Raw genomic sequence first — 16,504 nt, 5'->3', positions numbered from 1 at the left:
ATTTTCTGTGGGACGGGTCTGGTGTCGGAGTACGCAATGGGGGGTCGGCGCGACTGTTTGACACCATATCCCTTTTTAGGCTCATAAAGATGGGTGCGGGTGTCGCCGTCTCGCGACGCCCATCATGCAAATCTCCTCTTTGAACGATTTTCGCAATATGAGACCTATATCGGCATAAATAAATGGTACGACAGGCGGAAGGGCGTCAGAGGCGCCTTGGGCCTCCCGCGGGCGCGGCTTGGTTGAGCCGGCCTGATCCGACTCTGGAAGGACTCGCCATGACCGAACTCGGCCTTCCACGGCCTCCGTCCCGCGATCTGTGCGGGACCATGCTCGTGCACCGCAGGCTGCTCAACGAGAGCATGACCTACCGCGCCCGGCGTGCGGTGATCGAGAACCGGGCGCTGCAGTACGAGACGGGACGGCGTGCCCCTGGACGGACCGAGGTGGTCACCATCCCGGTCGTCGTCCACGTGGTCCACAACCGGGCCCTTCCGGAGCAGAACATCGGGGAGGAGCAGATTCACAGCCAGATCACCGTCCTCAACCAGGACTTCCGGGCAACCAACCCCGACGTGGTCAAGGTGCCGGACGTGTGGAAGCCGCTGGTGGCGGACGCCCAGGTCGAGTTCCGCCTCGCCACGCGGGACCCGAACGGCAAGCCGACGAGCGGAATCACCCGGACGGTCACCGACGAGGGCGACTTCAGCTGGGACGACGCCGTGAAGGCGAGCGCCACCGGCGGTTCGGACCCGTGGCCGAGCGACCAGTACCTCAACCTGTGGGTCTGCCAGCTTCGGGGAGGTCTTCTCGGCTACGCCCAGTTTCCCGGCGGCCCGCCGCAGACCGATGGCGTCGTCATCCTCCACTCCGCCTTCGGCACGACCGGTACGGCGGCGGCACCCTTCAACGGCGGCCGTACCGCGACCCACGAGATCGGCCACTGGCTGAACCTCTACCACATCTGGGGCGACGACGACGGCGCGTGCACCAGCGACGACAAGGTCGACGACACGCCCAACCAGGCCGACGCGAACCACGGAACCCCGAATTTTCCCCGCATCACATGCGATAACGGGCCAAACGGGGACATGTTCGTGAATTACATGGATTACACCGACGACGAGGCCATGTTCGTGTTCACCCGTGGCCAGGCCACACGGATGAACGCCTGCCTTGAGGGCGAGCGGGCGTCGTTCGTCGTCGCGCCGACGGATCGCGTGCCCGTCACAGCGGCCGCGCCGACCAGTACGGCGGTACCCGAAATGGTGCGGCCCAGCCCCAACGGTGAGGTGGAGCGGCTGCTTCACGACAGCGAGCGACTGACCTCGGAGGTTCTCAACGACATTCGCGCCGCGATCGGCATGGTCGGCGCCCACCCGGGCGGGTGAACGGGCACCGCGAGAGATCCGAGGGAGGTCACCTGTGAGCGAGACGCCGCCGGACATCATCGGTGTGTGGCTCCACTCCTACGAGGAGGACACCGAGACCGCGGCGCTTTATCGCCCACAGCACTATCCGTTCCGTCCCTCCCGGCGACCGCGGCGAGGTCTGGAGTTCCGCGCGGATGGAACGTTTGTCGAACTTCTTCCCGGTCCGGCTGACCGCCCACGGGAAGTGACGGGCCGCTGGCAGCGCTGGGAGGACGGCCGGGTGCGCGTCTCATTTCCCGAAGGAGGCCGCACGCCGTACGAACTCGCCGTGCTCTCCTGCGCGGACGGCGTGCTCAGGATCGCGAGATGACCGGGGTGGACGGCCGCTTACCGGTATTAGGGATCGGAGCGTGATTTGATGTGAACATATCTGATGAAGTCCGCCAAAAGAGCTTAGATCACGCCCAAGCAGCCGCCGAACGGTATCGCCAGAGCACCGCCGAACGCGACGAAGTCCACCGCAGGCAGAAGCAGGGTGACGCCTTCCCCGACTCGCCGGAGGTGCTCGCGGCCCGCGCCGCCCGCCTCATTCAGCGTCAAGGGGTGCCGGTCGAGGCGGTGATGGAGGCCACCCGAACCGTGTCCCTGGACCGGCCCTCGATGCACGAACGCATCCTGGGGGTGGCCAAGGAACTACAGGCATGGAGCTTCCTTCCACGCGGTGCCCGTGCGGCGCGGACCGTCGCCAGGATCTCGGTGAGCGAGAACGGCCGCGAGTTACCGATCGGCACCGGCTTCCTGGTCTCGCCGAGACTCCTGCTGACCAACCACCACGTGTTCCCCCGAGCCGGGGCCGTACGGCAGGCCTTCGTGGAGTTCGACGCCCAGGCCACCATCGACAACACGCCCGAGCAGACCAAGCGGTTCACCCTGGACCCGGACACCTTCTTCGTCGCCGACCAGGACCTCGACTTCGCCCTGGTCGTGGTGAACGCCGACGCGTCCGGCCGGCCGGTGGGAGAGACATTCGGCTGGAACAGGCTCAGCGTTCAGCTCGGCAAGCTGGTCCTCGGGGAACCGGTCAACATCGTCGGTCACCCCAGCGGCCGGTTGAAGGAGATATCCATCCGCGAGAACAGGCTGGAGGTCCGGCTGGACAACTTCCTCCAGTACCAGACCGACACCGAGCCGGGCAATTCCGGTTCCCCCGTGTACAACGACCAGTGGGAGGTCACGGCACTGCACCACGGCGGCGTGCCCAGAACCAACGACCAAGGCCAGATCCTGCGGCGGGACGGTCAGGTCTGGCAGCCCGGCGACGGTGACGACGCCGTCGACTGGATCTCCAATGAGGGTGTCCGTATCAGCGCCATCCTCAAGCATCTGGCCATACTGCCGCTCGATGACGTCCGCAGAGGCTTCCTGGCCGAGATGGGCCCGGAGTCGGGGCTCCATGACGGCGCCGGTCCGCGGCCGGCCGTTACGGAGGCGGTCACCGCTCCAGCCGCCACGCGCCTGGTTCACGGACCATCCGGCGAGAGCACGGTCCGTCCCGGCGCCGGGCCCTCCCACATGGCCGCCGCCCGCACCGGCCTGATCGCCGGTCCGGCGGCGTTCGGCGGCACTCTGCGCCTGGTCTTCCTGCATGGTCGCGGCCAGCAGGGAAAAAACCCCGAACACCTGCGCCGGTACTGGACCGCGGGGCTGAATTGCGGGCTCACGCGTGCCGGGTTGCCCACGATCGAACCGGGCGACGTCTACTTCCCCTTCTACGGCGACCGACTCGCCGAAGCCACGCGAACGTCCAGAGCCGTCCCGCACTCCCCCGAGGCGATCGTCGCCGATCCGACCATGGCGGCCACTCCGATCTCCGGCACCACGCGGCGGCTGTACGAGCGGATGATCACCGAGGCCGCGACTCGCGCGGGCATGCCCGCCGCGCGGCCGGTCACCGAGGAAGGGCTGGTCGACGCCGTCCACCAGGGGCTGAGCTGGCTGGCCGCCGTTACCAATCTGGACCGGCTGGCCATTGCCGCGATCTTCGCGGACGTCGCGGCCTACCTCGACGACCAGCAGGTCCGAGAGACGGTCCTGGACTGCGTTCTGCAGACAATGCCGCATACCGGCCGGGTGGTGCTGGTCAGCCACAGTCTGGGCACGGTCGTCGCGGTGGATCTGCTCACTCGCCTCGACCCGAGGATGGACGTCGAACTGCTCGTCACCGCCGGAAGCCCGCTCGGCCTGGACAGCGTCTACCAACGCCTGCTCATCGGCGGGCCCGAACGCCCCGAGCGGGTGGCCCACTGGCTCAACGCGTGGTGCCCGAACGACCCGGTCACCATCGGCTGTCCGCTCGGTGACGACTGGCACGGAGAACTGCTCGAAACCTCCGTCACCAATCCCGCCGAGCGGGTGCATCACATGGAGGAGTACCTGACTCACCCCGAGGTCGCCCGCGAGATCGGTGGCGTGCTCACCGGCCGATCGCTTGCCCCGAACCCCTGAGAGAGGGCGAATGCAACCGGCTGACCAGGCCGTGGCTGCCGCCAGGAGCACCTCCTGGTTTCCGCTGTCGTGCTCGGCGACGCCACCGGCCCACGGCCGGGAGAGCAGGCGAAGTCCCGCCGCCCCGCCCGGCCCTCCCTCTCGGAAGAGGGGAACGGGCCCATGCCCGGAAACGGCTCATGAGTCCTTCCCCGGTAGGGGGAAGGACCCATGAGGGCTTACCCGGCGAGGAGCCGGGGTGGAGGGACTAGTACCTGCTGGAGACGGTCAGGCCGCTGAAGGCCGTCGCGGCGTGGGCGCTGATGTAGTGGTAGCCGGCGACCGGGCTGGTGATGGTCAGGGTCTCGGCGTTGCCGGCCGTGACCGACCGCTTGGTGTAGTTGCTGGTGGTGGCCCAGGTGCTGGGGCTGTAGTAGAGGTCGGCGTTGCCGGTGCCGCCGGAGCTGGAGACGGTCAGCTGGGTGGTGCCGGCCGGGAGGTAGATGTAGAAGTAGGCGTAGTTGCCCGCGGTGGCCGAGACGTTGCCGCGGCTGCAGTTCTTGCCCAGCGTGCGGACGTCGGAGCCGGTGCAGGTCGGCAGGGTGCCGCCGCCGGTGGAGACGGTGACGGACTTGGAGACGGTGCCGGTGGCGCCCTTGTTGTCGGTGACGGTCAGCTTGACGGTGTAGGTGCCGGAGGCGGTGTAGGTCTTGGCGGGGTTGGTGGCGGTGGAGGTGGTGCCGTCGCCGAAGTCCCAGGCGCGGGAGGCGATGGTGCCGTCGGAGTCGCTGGAGCCGTCGGTGAAGGTCACCGTGGCGCCGCTGACGCTGGAGGTGAAGGCCGCGGTGGGGGCCTGGTTGGTGCCGCCGCCGGTGGAGACGGTGACGGACTTGGAGACGGTGCCGGTGGCGCCCTTGTTGTCGGTGACGGTCAGTCTGACGGTGTAGGTGCCGGAGGCGGTGTAGGTCTTGGCGGGGTTGGTGGCGGTGGAGGTGGTGCCGTCGCCGAAGTCCCAGGCGCGGGAGGCGATGGTGCCGTCGGAGTCGCTGGAGCCGTCGGTGAAGGTCACCGTGGCGCCGTTCACGCTGGAGGTGAAGGCCGCGGTGGGGGCCTGGTTGGTGCCACCGCCCCCGGCGCAGGCGCCGGCCGCGCAGGCGGTCAGGAAGGTGTTCCAGTCGGTGTTGTAGTTCAGGCCGGTCAGGAAGGTGCGGGCCGCGTTCCAGTTACCGGAGCGGTAGTAGCCCAGCAGGGTGGTGACGTCGGAGGGGTGCTTCTCCAGCATGTACCGCACGGCCAGGTAGCCCCAGCGGTAGATGCGGGTGGTGTCGTCGTTGTAGGTGGTGTCGAAGAGCTGGCGCAGGGTGTAGGTCTTCTTGGCCGCCTCGGTGATCGCGGCGTCGTAGACCTCCTGGCGGTAGGAGTAGGAGACGTACTCGGCGAAGCCCTCGATCCACCAGATGGTCGGGGTCGCGATGTTGGCGGTGAAGTCGCCGAACATGTTGAACCGGCCGTCGAGGTAGTGCGTGTACTCGTGGTTCAGGTTCCAGATCGCGAAGGTCGGGCGGAGCCACTCGGCCTCGTAGGCGATGAACCTGGGCTGGTTGCCGGCGACGGCGGGGTTGCCCTCCAGGTACATGCCACCGTTGTTGGTGTCGATGCCGTACATGACACCGGCGTAGGTGCCGTAGTCGGAGCTGGAGTTGAAGACGATCACCTCAAGGGAGGTGTTGTTGTCGTTGGCGACCGGCCCGTTGTCCCGGACGATGTTGTGGAAGTAGGCGTCCTGGTTGGCCAGGCTGGTGCAGCTCGCGCTGAGCTGGGCGGCGGTCATGTCCTGGGCCAGGATCCGCAGGGTGGAGCTACAGGTGTGGTTGATCGGCAGCACCGCGGCCTTGACCCGGGCCTGCAGGTCACAGGTGCCGAAGTAGGAGCAGTTCGCCTTGTCGTAGTAGTCGGTCATCTCGGCGACGCCCACCCAGAGCCGGGCGGTGGTGCCGGTGAGGCTGCTACGGTCCAGCAGGGCCTTGCTCAGCGGGCGGACCTTGCTCTTGAGGCTGGCGTACTGCAGGAAGCGGCTCATCTCACGACCGGCGTTGGAGGTGAGGAAGTCGTTGTCGGTACCCATCAGCGCCATGTTGTTGTTGGCGAAGCTGTAGAGGGTGTCGATGATGCTGGTGTCGCTCTGGACCAGCGTGGCGAACTCGGGCACCTGGTGACCGCGGAACATCACGGTGTAGACGCTGTTCACCGCGTTGAGCATGTACCAGTACTGGTTGTAGGAGCTGTTGTAGCCGTTGAGCAGCCGCTTCACCACGTAGAGGTAGCGGGCGTTCTCCTCGGCGCTGTCGATGAGGGTGACGGCCTCGGACAGGGTCTCGCCGTTGGCGTCGTTGACGTCGCTGGAGCGGCCGTTGGCGAAGAACGCGTCCAGCCCGGAGCGGATCGCGCTCTGGAGGGCGGTGCCGTAGGTGCCGACGGTGGACGGGTAGTACCAGTGCACGTAGTAGCCGGCCCGCAGGTAGAGGACGAGCTGCAGGGTGGAGTCGCTGTTGTCACCGGTGTAGCGCCCGCCGTTGTCGCGCAGGCCGTAGGCCACGTAGGTCATCTGCGACTCGCGGAACGCGTAGGTGGCGTCGCTTCCGGTCAGACCGAACAGGCTGTTGATGCACTCGGGGGTGGAGGCCTTGATGGCGTCGACCAGCGCCCATCCGGTGTTGGAGGTGAAGTTGCTGACCGTACACGCCGCGGCGGCCGCCTTCGCGCTGGCCTGGCCGGACTTCGCTGACTTCGTGGACTTCGCGGATTTCCTGGCGGGATCGGCGGCTGGAACGTCATAATCGCGCTTGAGTTCCTGGTCCGAGGCCGGCAGCGGCGGCCGATCCTTGACCGCGAGCCGCTCCCGGCTCGTGTGCTGGGAGGGCGCGCTCAGCGAGCCCGACACCTCCCGATCCGGACGAGGGGCCGCCGCAGCTGCGGTTTTGGCACCGGCGGTGTGGGCGGTCGCGGCGTTGGCGGCGACCACACCCGCCTGAGTGATCAGCCCTAGGGTCAGGGCTGCGCCTAAGAGCACAGCGCTTGTGAGGGAACGACGTGGCGTAGATGTCACTTACTACTCCTGGGGGGTGGGAGCAGGACAGCCGGACGGCGAAGCTCAGCCGACTGCCATCCGTACCGGTTAGGTGAAATGTAAAATTGCACACCTTGTCCCGGTCCTACAAGGCCCAAGTTTTCCTCATCCATCCTGTTACAGAGGGATCGTCCGTTGGATGCGCCGGGGGCGGACGGGCGCGTCGGGCGCATGAATCCACAGCATCGGCACCGGTCAACGACTTTTGGACCGTGACAGTTAGGTGTCCCTGAAGGACGTGACATACGCGCTGATCAGACGCGTGGCGTACGGGTCCGGGGCGCGGCTCCAAACAAAAATCTTACCTTTCCGTCCCGGGCGCACCCGTCAACGCCGTCCCCCTCTCCAGACCGCGGCGGAGCCGCCCCCTCGCCACCGCCCCCTCGCCACCGCCTCCGCTCACACAGGGTGGGCCACTCCCGATCACGCGCCACGGCGGTACCCGGCACCGTCAGATGTTCAAAACAGGGACCGGACGACGCAGACCGGTGTGGTTCCCGGCTGGCACAGGCCATCGGTACGCTGCCCGCGTGACGAGGAGCAGGGATACGGATCTGATCGAAGGAGATATCGATGGTCAGAGCTGGGACGCCACGCGTACTTGGGTAGAGATGGGCATGCCGTAGCCGACGACGCTGTCCACGATCACCGCGCCCTCGCCGATCCAGGACGGGCCGATCACGAGTGACCTGGCCAGCTTCGCGCCCGCTTCGATCACCACCGAGCCGATCACCTCACTGGCATCGTCGATCGCGCCGTGACCGGTTGCCGGAGACAACGCGAGCAACGCCGCGCGGTTGGCTTCGAGTAGATGGTCCACACGGCTGACGTCGCGCCAGTAGCCGGTGAACGAGTGCGCCTTGACCGCGTATCCGTGCTCGATCAGCCAGGTCAGCGCGTCGGTCAGCTCGCTGCGGCGCTGCCAGCCCGGTCTGATGCTGACCAGCGCCTGGTAGATGGCGGGCGAGAGCGCGTACAGTCCGGCTACGGCGAGGTTGCCCTTCGGCTGCGCCGGCTTCTCGGCCAGTTCGCGGACGAGACCGTCCGGCCCGACCTGGGCCACGCCGCATCTGCCCGGGTCCTCAACACGGTTGAGCGCGACCATCGCCTCCGGGCGCCCGCTGAAGTAGTCGGACACCAGCTCGCGCACCCCGCCAATGAGCATGTTGTCGGCCAGGTAGACGAGGAAGTCATCGACGCCGAGGGCCTCCTTGGCGATGTGCACGGCGTGAGCGAGCCCGAGCGCCTCGTCCTGCCGCACGTATTCGATCTCCAGCCCGAACCGCGAACCGCGCCCCAGCATGTCCTTGATCCGGCCGGCGTGCGCGCCACCGACGACGACGATGACTTGTGTGATGTCGGCTACGCGGATGGCATCAAGCCCGTGGAGAATCAGTGGTCTGCCCGCCACGGGTGCGAGGCATCGGGGCCGGTCCAGCCCAATGGGCAGCAGCCGCGGCCCCGCATCCCTCGCCAGCACGATTGCCTTCACACCCGCAATGCTTTCCCCGCGCGTTCGCGTCACGCTCGACTCCGATTCGAGCGGCGATCACGAGCGGCGCCCGGGCAGGCTGGCCGCGAGCCCGTCCAGGACCATCTCCAGGCGCCGCTCGAACACCGTGTCCTGCTGGGGATGGTTGTCGGCCTCGGTGATGATCCGTTCGAGGTACGGGTGCTGGTCTTCGTTGAGCAACCGCGAGAGGTACGGCGCCATCCAATCCCGCCAGGCGTCCTCGTCCAGCCCTGTACGCCGCTGCGCCTCGGCCTCGGCGAGCTCGGCCTGGACGAACCCCTGGGTGAAGTGCAGCGCGGTGGAAACCAGATCCAGCATCCGGTCGGCGGTGAGTCCGAGACCGTCCACGCACGCCATCGCGTACTCCATCATGCGGACCGCGTTGGGTCCCATGGCCGGGCGCTGGCCGATCTGGCTGATCCAGGGGTGGTGGTGATGTAGCCGACGGCTACGCCGGGCCAGGTCGGCGAGCTCGGTTCGCCAGTCCCGGGACGGCCGCTCCGCGAGCTCCAACTCGCCCAGCACGCTGTCATACATCAGCTCAATGAGGTCGTCCTTGCCTCTGATGTGCCGATACAGCGACATCGTGCCGCTCTCGATCCGGTTGGCGATTTTGCGCATGGAGACGGCGTCGAGGCCGTCGAGGTCGGCAATGGCGATCGCGGTCCTGGTGATGATCTCGTAGTCGAGGGGGCGCTCGCGGGCGCGGAGCGGTGCCGACAACCGAATCCAGATCACCGGTGGTGAAGGCGAACTCACGTGAGTACACTCCCTAGTCATATGCATACACCGTACCCATAGGCGGCGCACCCACCACCCAACTTATCGGGAGCAGGTTTGATGACGCAGACCGCGGTCGAAGCACACGGCATCGTGAAACGCTTCGGCGCGACGACCGCCCTCCAGGGCGTTGATCTGGTAGTTCCGACCGGTACCGTCTACGGACTACTCGGCCCGAACGGCGCGGGCAAGCCGGTTGCCAAGGTATGACCCCTAAAACTTGGCTTACGAACCGGTAACGATCCATCTCGTTGTTGGTCTGACCTGCACGTATGCCCTTGGCTGCTTTTCTCGCCTGCTGCTGGTCAACCGATGGGCGATGGGGCCGCGCGTCTTCCCGGCTCGCTAGGTTGCCCCGTACCTTCCCCGATCCCCATAGCTGCCGACTCCGGGACTGCGAGCGGGGCCTGTCAAGGGTGGCTTCGCGTGTACATGGCCCGGTGACCTTCCGTGCGCGCTGGTTGCCCTACGATCACAGCCGCCCTTGACAGGTTCCGGGAGCCCCGGACAATCGGGCGGCGGGGTCACTCACCTGCACGCGCTACGCGCACAAGTCAGATGGCGCGCTTCCCTCGTGTGATGACTGGTTACGAAAAGATCCCGCTGATGCGTTGATTCAGCGGGATCTTTTATGCCCTTCGCCGATTGTTGTTTCTCGATCATGGGGCGACAATGGACATCAATGGCCGTGACCGACTTCATGATTCGGTGATCATCTCGGAGTGAAGACCCGCCGGAGGCAAGATCATAAGCTTCCCTGTGAGGCTACCCTGCGGGTCTTGAGGGGGGTTGGTTCAGCTTGCAGGGAATTCAAATTCACCTAGGCGGATACCGCCCGCGAAGGCATGCCATTCGCTGCGAGTGAAGATCAGTACCGATCCTCTGGGGTCTTTGCTGTCACGCACGGCTACACGACTATCAATGAAAGCAACCTGCACACACTGACCATTTGAACCACTAAGACTGCTCGTTCTCCACTGGGCGCGAGAGAGGTCAGTTTCCTTATTCGTCATACCCTCATCTCCTCTCACTTTATGTTTGCGAGCACACGGGCCACGAGGTTGCGGGTCTCCTCGGGGCTGGCCGCTACGGCTCGAAGCTGCTTAAACATCAGGTTATATCCTCTTACGTCGTTATCGCCCTCCAAGAACAGGTCTGTCGTTCTTGCCTCGATATAGACCACATCGTGAGAGTCTTGCTGAAGGATGACGAATGCCCCGTGCATCCCTGGGTGAACACCAGCCTCAAAAGGTATTACCTGTATCGTGATGTGAGGTTGCCGACTGTCGTCGAGTAGGCGTTGTAGTTGTTCACGCATGATTTTTGGGCCGCCGACACGACGGTGTAAGACCGCTTCGTCAATGATCACGCTGATGATTGGCGGCGGATTGCGTGGGGCTTGGCGGGCCATGCGGGCCGCTACCCGACTTTCAACCTCGTCCACTGGTAGTTCCGGAGCACCTCCGGGGATTGCCGTACGAGCATATGCCTCAGTTTGCAGTAAGCCCGGAAAGAATAGGGACTCGTAGTTGAGGACCCCTTTCGCTTCCTGCTCAAACGCTATGTAAGTGGCGTACTGGTCAGGCAAGTCTGAGGCCCCTTGGAGCCAGCTTTCCTCCCCGGCCGCTTTGAGGATTGCGACCAGTTCATTTCGGCGGTTCTCCGGCACCCCGTACACGTCGAGTAGTGCTCGCAGTGTCCGCGCCTGCGGCTTCGCCTGTGCCGTTTCGATTCGGTACAGAGTTGCTCTGTTGATCTCGGTGGCTTCCGCTATCTGTTCACGCGATAGGCCCGAATGCTCCCTGAGCTGCCGCAACTCCATTGCCAGCCGCCGGAGCCGAGTGGTCGGTGCTCGCCGCCGTTGAATCATGCGATCCAGGGTAGCGGAGTCGCCCCCCTTGATGCGCAAGCAACATGTTGCGTACACAGCTCTTCGTATGCATCATGTTGTCTACGCGATGCAGGATGGCCAGCGGGAGCGAGGGAGGAACACGTGCGAGTGCGCACACGGGCAGCCCCACGGGAACAGGAGTTCATCCATCTAGTACGGCTCTGCTGGGACCTTAGGACTTTGGAGGTGGGCACTTCGCTGGTTTTGCCCGTTGTCGGTTCGCCGGTCGTAGAGGTCATGTCCGTGTCCGGGGTTCGGCTCCGGGTCCGGGTCGTGCGGCGTGCTCACGGCCGGCTGTTCACCTGACGGCCGTGGTGGTCGGTGCTGTGGCGGCGGGATGAGTGGGTCTGGGCCGCTGACCCGTACGCGGCCGAGACCGTCGCGGGGGCGGCGTCATGACGGACCACGACTTACCGGCGTGGATGGTGGTACTCGGGCGTCTGGCCGTCGCGCTGCGTGAGAGCGGCTGTTACTGCGCCGTGGTGCTGCCCTCGACCTCGGGCGAGAACCCGTACCTCAAGAACCCGTATCTCCAGGCTATGCCGCGTACGACGGAGGTGTGCATACAGGTGGTCGTGCGCGGCGGGAACTGGTTCTACGCGTGGGGGCCGGAGGGGTTGGCTCCGCCGTTCTCCGCTCCCGTGGCCGACGTCGACGCCGTGACACAGGCCGTTGTGGTGGCCGGATCATGACCGCCGCGACGATCGTTCGCTGGAACGGGCTACGCATCATCGGGCATGAGACCTTCCGGGGGACTCCTCGGGAGGTGAGCACCGCCCGCGACTGGGTGCGCAAGCTGCTGGCCGATCACGTCGGGGGCGATGCCCTGGACACGGTGGAACTGCTCGTGAGTGAGCTGGTCACCAATGCCGTGGTGCACAGCGACTCACGGAACGACGTTCTGCAAGTCTGCGTGGCCGTGGGGCACGGCGTGGCCATGGGCGGCGACGTGGTGCATGTAGAGGTGATCGACCGGGGATCGACGGTGAACGTGCCCCGGATGCGTAACGCCGATGACCTCGACCTGGGGGGCCGTGGGCTGGATCTGGTTCACCGGCTGGCCGACGCATGGAGTTCTGAGCACAGCCCGACGCGCGGCGTCGTGTGGTTTCAGGTCGGCTGTTCGCCGGCCTCCTGACCGAGTTGCCCGGCTCGCTTCGGGTCCTTACCCCTTCGGTAGGGCGGCGGTCCCCTGACCGGTCGCTTCTGTTGAGCGAGCCCTGCCGAAGGTTCCCGTGCAGTTCTTGATCTATCCGTTCTTGATCTATCCGTGTTCTGTTCACAGATGGGATTTCGTGAGTAACTCGTGAGTCGTGTAAGCAAGGCATCTGATCCGAGCAAGACGTCCGGTCCGCTGACGTTCGAGGACGCCGTTTCCGGGCTGCTGGTGCGGATGTCCGCCACTGCCGCCGGTGCGCGAACGGTGCTCGCCGTGCAGGTCGCGGGGGCGGCGATCTTCTTCGGGGCCGGGGTGCTGCTGCGGAGCGTCGTCGGCTGGGCGCTGCCGGTCTCGGTCGCCGTCTGTGTGGTGGCCTGGGTGGTGCTGATGGGTAATACCCACCGCCTGCTCGGGCCGGTCGACTGGGCGACGGCGTATCCGTACTGGCGGACGGCGCGACGTCGGATGCCGGAGGCCGCGCGCGATGCCCTGGCGGCGGTGATCGGTGCCACGCTGGCGCGATACCGGCGCATCATCGCGATTCATCCGTGTCTGGCTCCCTGCCCGGAGGGGGTGGAGGATGGCACGTGCGAGCATGCCGGGTGCCTCAATGCCGGGGTGCTGAGGGTGAATAACCGGCGGGTGCTGGTGATCGGCCGCCGTGTGGCGTTCCTGCCCGTACCGACGTTTGAGGCGGTCATACGCCATGAGATGCGGCACTGTACCGGTGTGATGAGCGCCTACACCGCCGCTCAGGCCGTGATGCGCCCGATGGGGTGGATCGTGGCGGGGGCCGCGCCGGTGTCCCCGGTGGTGGCCGTGGCGGTGTACTGGTGCGCGGCTGGGGCGGTGGCGTGGGTCAATGAGCTGATCGCCGATGCCTCGTCGGTACGGGCGATGGGCTTGGAGGCCAACCTTGCCGCTATCCGGCTGACTCGGGGGCGGCTGGCAGGGGTCCCGCTGCGAAGGCGGGTCATTGCCGTTGCCGTAGCTGTGGTGTTCCCGACGCATCCGCCGGGGCTGCTGCGGGTGGCCGTGGCGCATGTCGTGGCTGTGTTGCCTGGGTCGCGTCCTCGTCCCGCCGGGAGTGGCCCCGTGGTGAGGTAGGCGGGTTGCAGGGCGTTGGGAGGCTCTCGCCGGATGTGTTCCGGTGGGGGCCTTCTCGTATTACCGGGGTGGGCGGCCGTGGTCTACGAGCGGGCATGAGTGGGGTAGCGGTGGGGCCGGTCGAATGGCGTAGCCACCCCTGAAAGGGGCGCCCGTTAAGGGCAGTTCAGCCGGCGCCACCGCGACGGAAAGATGATCTTGAAGAGGTTCGCGGCAAGGGGATAAATGATCTTGATGGGGGTGCGTGGCGCCGCCTGGGCGGGAGTAATCTTTCGGCAACTGAGCCCCCGTCCCGCGCCTGCGGGGGCCGACGGTTCGCGGCGTCCTCGGGGAGTCCGGGGCGGCGGCGCGTTCACGGTCGGCGGGTGGGGTTGGCTGCGACGGGCGGGGTGGTGCGGTGGGCGGCGGGCTTACGCCGTGCCGTCCCGGCTGGCGCGGGCGGGGACCGGCCTCCAGGCCGCATGCCCCGGCCGCTGGCCGTGCCGGGGCGGCGGGGCGTGTCCCGCCGTGCGGCGGCGCGGAGCGCTGCCGCCTTGACCTCTATAAGAACAATTCGGCAACGCAAGCTGCGCACGCTTCGTAGGGATACGCGGCGCATTCATCCCATCCGTGATGATCAGAATCTCGTGGCGGAGTCGGTGATAGCCACCTTCCGGATCTCGCCCGCAGTCATCCCTCTGACGTTGGTCAGGTCTGCGCCGGTCAGGTTCGCACCGGTCAGCTTCGCGCCGGTCAGGTTCGCACCGGTCAGCTTCGCGCCGGTCAGGTCCGCGCGGGTCAGAATCGCATCGGTCAGCTTCGCGCGGGTCAGAATCGCATCGGTCAGGGTCGCACCGGTCAGCTTCGCGCCGGTCAGGTCCGCGCCGGGCAGGGTCGCGCGGGTCAGAATCGCATCGGTCAGGGTCGCGCCGGGTAGCTTCGCATCGGTCAGCTTCGCGCGGGTCAGGGTCGCGCCGGTCAGGTCCGCGCCGGGCAGGGTCGCGCCGGGCAGGGTCGCATCGGTCAAGGTCGCACCGGTCAGCTTCGCGCGGGTCAGGGTCGCGCCGGTCAGGTCCGCGCCGGGCAGGGTCGCGCGGGTCAGAATCGCATCGGTCAAGGTCGCATCGGTCAGGGTCGCGCCGGTCAGGGTCGCGCCGGTCAGCTTCGCGCGGGTCAGAATCGCATCGGTCAAGGTCGCATCGGTCAGGGGCGCGCCGGTCAGCTTCGCGCCGGTCAGGTCCGCGTTGGGTAGCTTCGCGCCGGTCAGGGTCGCGCCGGTCAGGTTCGCGCGGGTCAAGGTCACGTTGGTTAGGGTCGCGCCGGTCAGCTTCGCGCGGGTCAGGTTCGCGCGGGTCAAGGTCACGTTGGTCAGCTTCGCGCGGGTCAGGTTCGCGCGGGTCAAGGTCACGTTGGTCAGCTTCGCGCGGGTCAGGTTCGCGCCGGTTAGGGTCGCGCCAGTCAGGTTCACGCGGGTCAGGTCCATGCGGGCCAGGTCAGCATTAGGTAAGCGCGTTTGGGAGAAGTCTGACTGGCTGTCTTCGGGGATGGTCAGAGCTGAAGCGATGGTGAGGGCGGTATGAACATCGGCCGGTAGCCGTACTCGGTTGGACACCGCGTTGGGGTTCTCGGTTGCCTTGGTGCTGCATTGTTTTGGTGGTGGTTTGGGGGTGCAGAGGTCGTGGTTGCGGACGAATGCGGCCAGAACGTTGCGAATGGTGGCGCGGTCGCGGGGGGAGTCGTTGGCGATGCGTTGCAGGGCGTAGATGGCGCCGAGTCGTACGTCAACGGCCTTAGAGGCAAGTTGTTCGACGGCCTTGGTGTAGCGGTCGGTGATCTGGCCCTCTTGGGCTGTGCTGAGGGTTTGGGCGGTGTAGCTGAGTCCGTACGCGGTGAACGCCACGCTCAACAGCACGCCGATTGAAGTAAGCAGGGTCGTGATTGTCTGGAAGGGACGTTGCCGGTGGGCGTCCCACAGTTCTTGTCGTTCCTTGGCGGGAAGGGCGTCGAGTTCGGTGCGGGCGGGGCGGGTGACAGGCGGGCGGCGGCATAGGAGGCGGCCAAGCCGGGAGGCGGCGCGCGGCCGGGGGGACGCGGCGGCTGGTTTGTCGTCCGGTGCGGGTGGGTGCCGGGTCAGGTTGGAGAAGGTGCGGGTGACTCGGCGTTGGGGGTGGGAGGTGGGCACGGTATAACGGTAGGGACTGGGTGATCAGCGGTCATGAGAACTGTTTAACCCGCTGTTTCCGTAGTTCGACTGATAGGTCCGGGTGCTGGTTCGCGCCGGATCTCTGGGGTTAATTCGGCAACCGTTCGCGGCGTGTTTTCGGCGGTGTTGTGACTCGGATCACAGTTACGGGTGGAATGGTCGGCGGTGTGGTGTTCCCGCTGGTGGTGCGGGTGTCGGGTGTTGCCTGCTGGTGCTTGTGGTGCTCCTGGTGATGCGGTGTGGCTTTTCCGGTTGCCCGCAATCGGTGTCCGGAATATTTGCGGGAACCGGTAATGCGTTTCGGTCGTTGGACCGTTCAGAATCTACGATGGGAGCGCAATTGGCACTACAGGGACGAATCCCTGTGTCCTTCGAGCTGGCTTTCCCGTATGGCTGTTACGTCGTCGGGGAAATCACTGCGGTCAACGATTTCGAGGCGTCCATGAAAGATCGGCCCGTGTCCAGCCGTGACAAGGAAACCGGCGAGTTGGTGTGGGCGGTGCCGGTGATGGACGCGGACCCGGCGGTCAAGGGCCAGAACAAGACGATCACGGTCAAGATCAGCGCGCCGGTTATGCCGGTGTTGCCTGAGGTTCCCGCTGAGCTGGCCGCGTATGGCGTGCAGCTTATCCCCGCCGTGCTCGACGGGCTGACGGTGACGCCGTGGGTTAATGGCTCCAACAGGCTGGCGTACTCCTATCGCGTGGCTGGGGTGCGCGCGTTGCCGATGCCTAATACTCCAGCCGCAGATCGTGAGGCTGAGCAGGATCGTGCGCACGTGAACCTGTAGGCATACTGAGCATGAAAGCTGGGCGTTACTACGGTGGGTCGAAGAGGACGAGGCCGGTCTCGGCGATGAACCCGTCCAGCAGGCCGGGCTGGTACTGC

14 protein-coding genes are annotated in these 16,504 nt (G+C 66.2%); 8 read left to right on the top strand and 6 right to left on the bottom strand.

The features are described 5' to 3' along the window. The first annotated feature begins 278 nt into the window (after positions 1-278). The 3 genes from ABZ194_RS22770 to ABZ194_RS22760 are packed head-to-tail and all read left to right on the top strand — an operon-like array spanning position 279 to position 3,878. Positions 279-1,391 (top strand): zinc metalloprotease, encoded by a 1,113-nt coding sequence (locus ABZ194_RS22770; RefSeq protein ID WP_355599011.1) that lies wholly within the window; start codon positions 279-281, stop codon positions 1,389-1,391. A gap of 34 nt (positions 1,392-1,425) precedes the next feature. After that, positions 1,426-1,743: a hypothetical protein gene (locus ABZ194_RS22765; protein WP_355599010.1), complete on the top strand. Its 318-nt coding sequence runs from the start codon at positions 1,426-1,428 to the stop codon at positions 1,741-1,743. A 50-nt stretch (positions 1,744-1,793) separates the two neighbouring features. Further along, entirely contained in the window at positions 1,794-3,878 is a 2,085-nt protein-coding gene (locus ABZ194_RS22760; protein ID WP_355599009.1) for a serine protease, read from the top strand. Between the two features lie 247 nt (positions 3,879-4,125). Here ABZ194_RS22760 and ABZ194_RS22755 read toward each other — a convergent pair whose 3' ends face one another. From ABZ194_RS22755 to ABZ194_RS22745, 3 genes are all read right to left on the bottom strand, one after another. Beyond that, positions 4,126-6,927 carry a collagenase gene (locus ABZ194_RS22755; protein ID WP_355599008.1) on the bottom strand — a complete coding sequence of 934 codons (2,802 nt, stop codon included), beginning with the start codon at positions 6,925-6,927 and terminating at the stop codon, positions 4,126-4,128. A gap of 634 nt (positions 6,928-7,561) precedes the next feature. Further along, positions 7,562-8,476, bottom strand: coding sequence for a sugar phosphate nucleotidyltransferase (locus ABZ194_RS22750; protein ID WP_355599007.1), 915 nt, complete (start codon positions 8,474-8,476; stop codon positions 7,562-7,564). 57 nt (positions 8,477-8,533) lie between these two features. After that, positions 8,534-9,256 (bottom strand): TetR/AcrR family transcriptional regulator, encoded by a 723-nt coding sequence (locus tag ABZ194_RS22745; protein ID WP_355599006.1) that lies wholly within the window; start codon positions 9,254-9,256, stop codon positions 8,534-8,536. Between the two features lie 81 nt (positions 9,257-9,337). Between ABZ194_RS22745 and ABZ194_RS22740 the strand changes: the two genes are divergently transcribed. Next, positions 9,338-9,487, top strand: coding sequence for a hypothetical protein (locus tag ABZ194_RS22740; RefSeq protein ID WP_355599005.1), 150 nt, complete (start codon positions 9,338-9,340; stop codon positions 9,485-9,487). Positions 9,488-10,071: 584 nt separating this feature from the next. Here ABZ194_RS22740 and ABZ194_RS22735 read toward each other — a convergent pair. Together ABZ194_RS22735 and ABZ194_RS22730 are read right to left on the bottom strand one after the other, a co-directional pair. After that, positions 10,072-10,290 carry a DUF397 domain-containing protein gene (locus ABZ194_RS22735; protein WP_355599004.1) on the bottom strand — a complete coding sequence of 73 codons (219 nt, stop codon included), beginning with the start codon at positions 10,288-10,290 and terminating at the stop codon, positions 10,072-10,074. Between the two features lie 14 nt (positions 10,291-10,304). Next, positions 10,305-11,147 carry a helix-turn-helix transcriptional regulator gene (locus ABZ194_RS22730; protein ID WP_355599003.1) on the bottom strand — a complete coding sequence of 281 codons (843 nt, stop codon included), beginning with the start codon at positions 11,145-11,147 and terminating at the stop codon, positions 10,305-10,307. Positions 11,148-11,563: 416 nt separating this feature from the next. Here ABZ194_RS22730 and ABZ194_RS22725 point away from each other — a divergent pair, with 416 nt between their 5' ends. From ABZ194_RS22725 to ABZ194_RS22715, 3 genes are all read left to right on the top strand, one after another. Then, the gene (locus ABZ194_RS22725) at positions 11,564-11,860 is read left to right on the top strand and encodes a hypothetical protein (RefSeq protein WP_355599002.1); all 297 of its coding nucleotides are present in this window, start codon (positions 11,564-11,566) and stop codon (positions 11,858-11,860) included. Then, the gene (locus tag ABZ194_RS22720) at positions 11,857-12,306 is read left to right on the top strand and encodes an ATP-binding protein (RefSeq protein WP_355599001.1); all 450 of its coding nucleotides are present in this window, start codon (positions 11,857-11,859) and stop codon (positions 12,304-12,306) included. Before ABZ194_RS22725 ends, ABZ194_RS22720 begins: the two co-directional genes overlap by 4 nt. Before the next feature lie 168 nt (positions 12,307-12,474). Continuing rightward, positions 12,475-13,434, top strand: a complete 960-nt coding sequence (locus tag ABZ194_RS22715) for a hypothetical protein (RefSeq protein WP_355599000.1) — start codon at positions 12,475-12,477, stop codon at positions 13,432-13,434. A 616-nt stretch (positions 13,435-14,050) separates the two neighbouring features. Here the strand turns inward: ABZ194_RS22715 and ABZ194_RS22710 are convergent. Beyond that, positions 14,051-15,595, bottom strand: a complete 1,545-nt coding sequence (locus ABZ194_RS22710; RefSeq protein ID WP_355598999.1) for a pentapeptide repeat-containing protein — start codon at positions 15,593-15,595, stop codon at positions 14,051-14,053. A 385-nt stretch (positions 15,596-15,980) separates the two neighbouring features. Between ABZ194_RS22710 and ABZ194_RS22705 the strand changes: the two genes are divergently transcribed. Then, positions 15,981-16,406 (top strand): plasmid replication, integration and excision activator, encoded by a 426-nt coding sequence (locus tag ABZ194_RS22705; RefSeq protein WP_355598998.1) that lies wholly within the window; start codon positions 15,981-15,983, stop codon positions 16,404-16,406. The last annotated feature ends 98 nt before the right edge of the window (positions 16,407-16,504 follow it).

Origin of the sequence: Streptosporangium sp. NPDC006007, from assembly GCF_040614315.1 — a bacterium.
In the GTDB taxonomy this organism is placed as follows: domain Bacteria; phylum Actinomycetota; class Actinomycetes; order Streptosporangiales; family Streptosporangiaceae; genus Streptosporangium.
This window is presented reverse-complemented; position numbering and strand designations above follow the sequence as displayed.

What these genes read in the sequence shown, in the direction of transcription:
- ABZ194_RS22770 (WP_355599011.1), top strand. Translation starts at nt 279, where the DNA reads ATGACCGAACTCGGCCTTCCACGGCCTCCGTCCCGCGATCTGTGCGGG.
- ABZ194_RS22740 (WP_355599005.1), top strand. Translation starts at nt 9,338, where the DNA reads ATGACGCAGACCGCGGTCGAAGCACACGGCATCGTGAAACGCTTCGGC.
- ABZ194_RS22735 (WP_355599004.1), bottom strand. Translation starts at nt 10,290, where the DNA reads ATGACGAATAAGGAAACTGACCTCTCTCGCGCCCAGTGGAGAACGAGC.
- ABZ194_RS22730 (WP_355599003.1), bottom strand. Translation starts at nt 11,147, where the DNA reads ATGATTCAACGGCGGCGAGCACCGACCACTCGGCTCCGGCGGCTGGCA.
- ABZ194_RS22725 (WP_355599002.1), top strand. Translation starts at nt 11,564, where the DNA reads ATGACGGACCACGACTTACCGGCGTGGATGGTGGTACTCGGGCGTCTG.
- ABZ194_RS22720 (WP_355599001.1), top strand. Translation starts at nt 11,857, where the DNA reads ATGACCGCCGCGACGATCGTTCGCTGGAACGGGCTACGCATCATCGGG.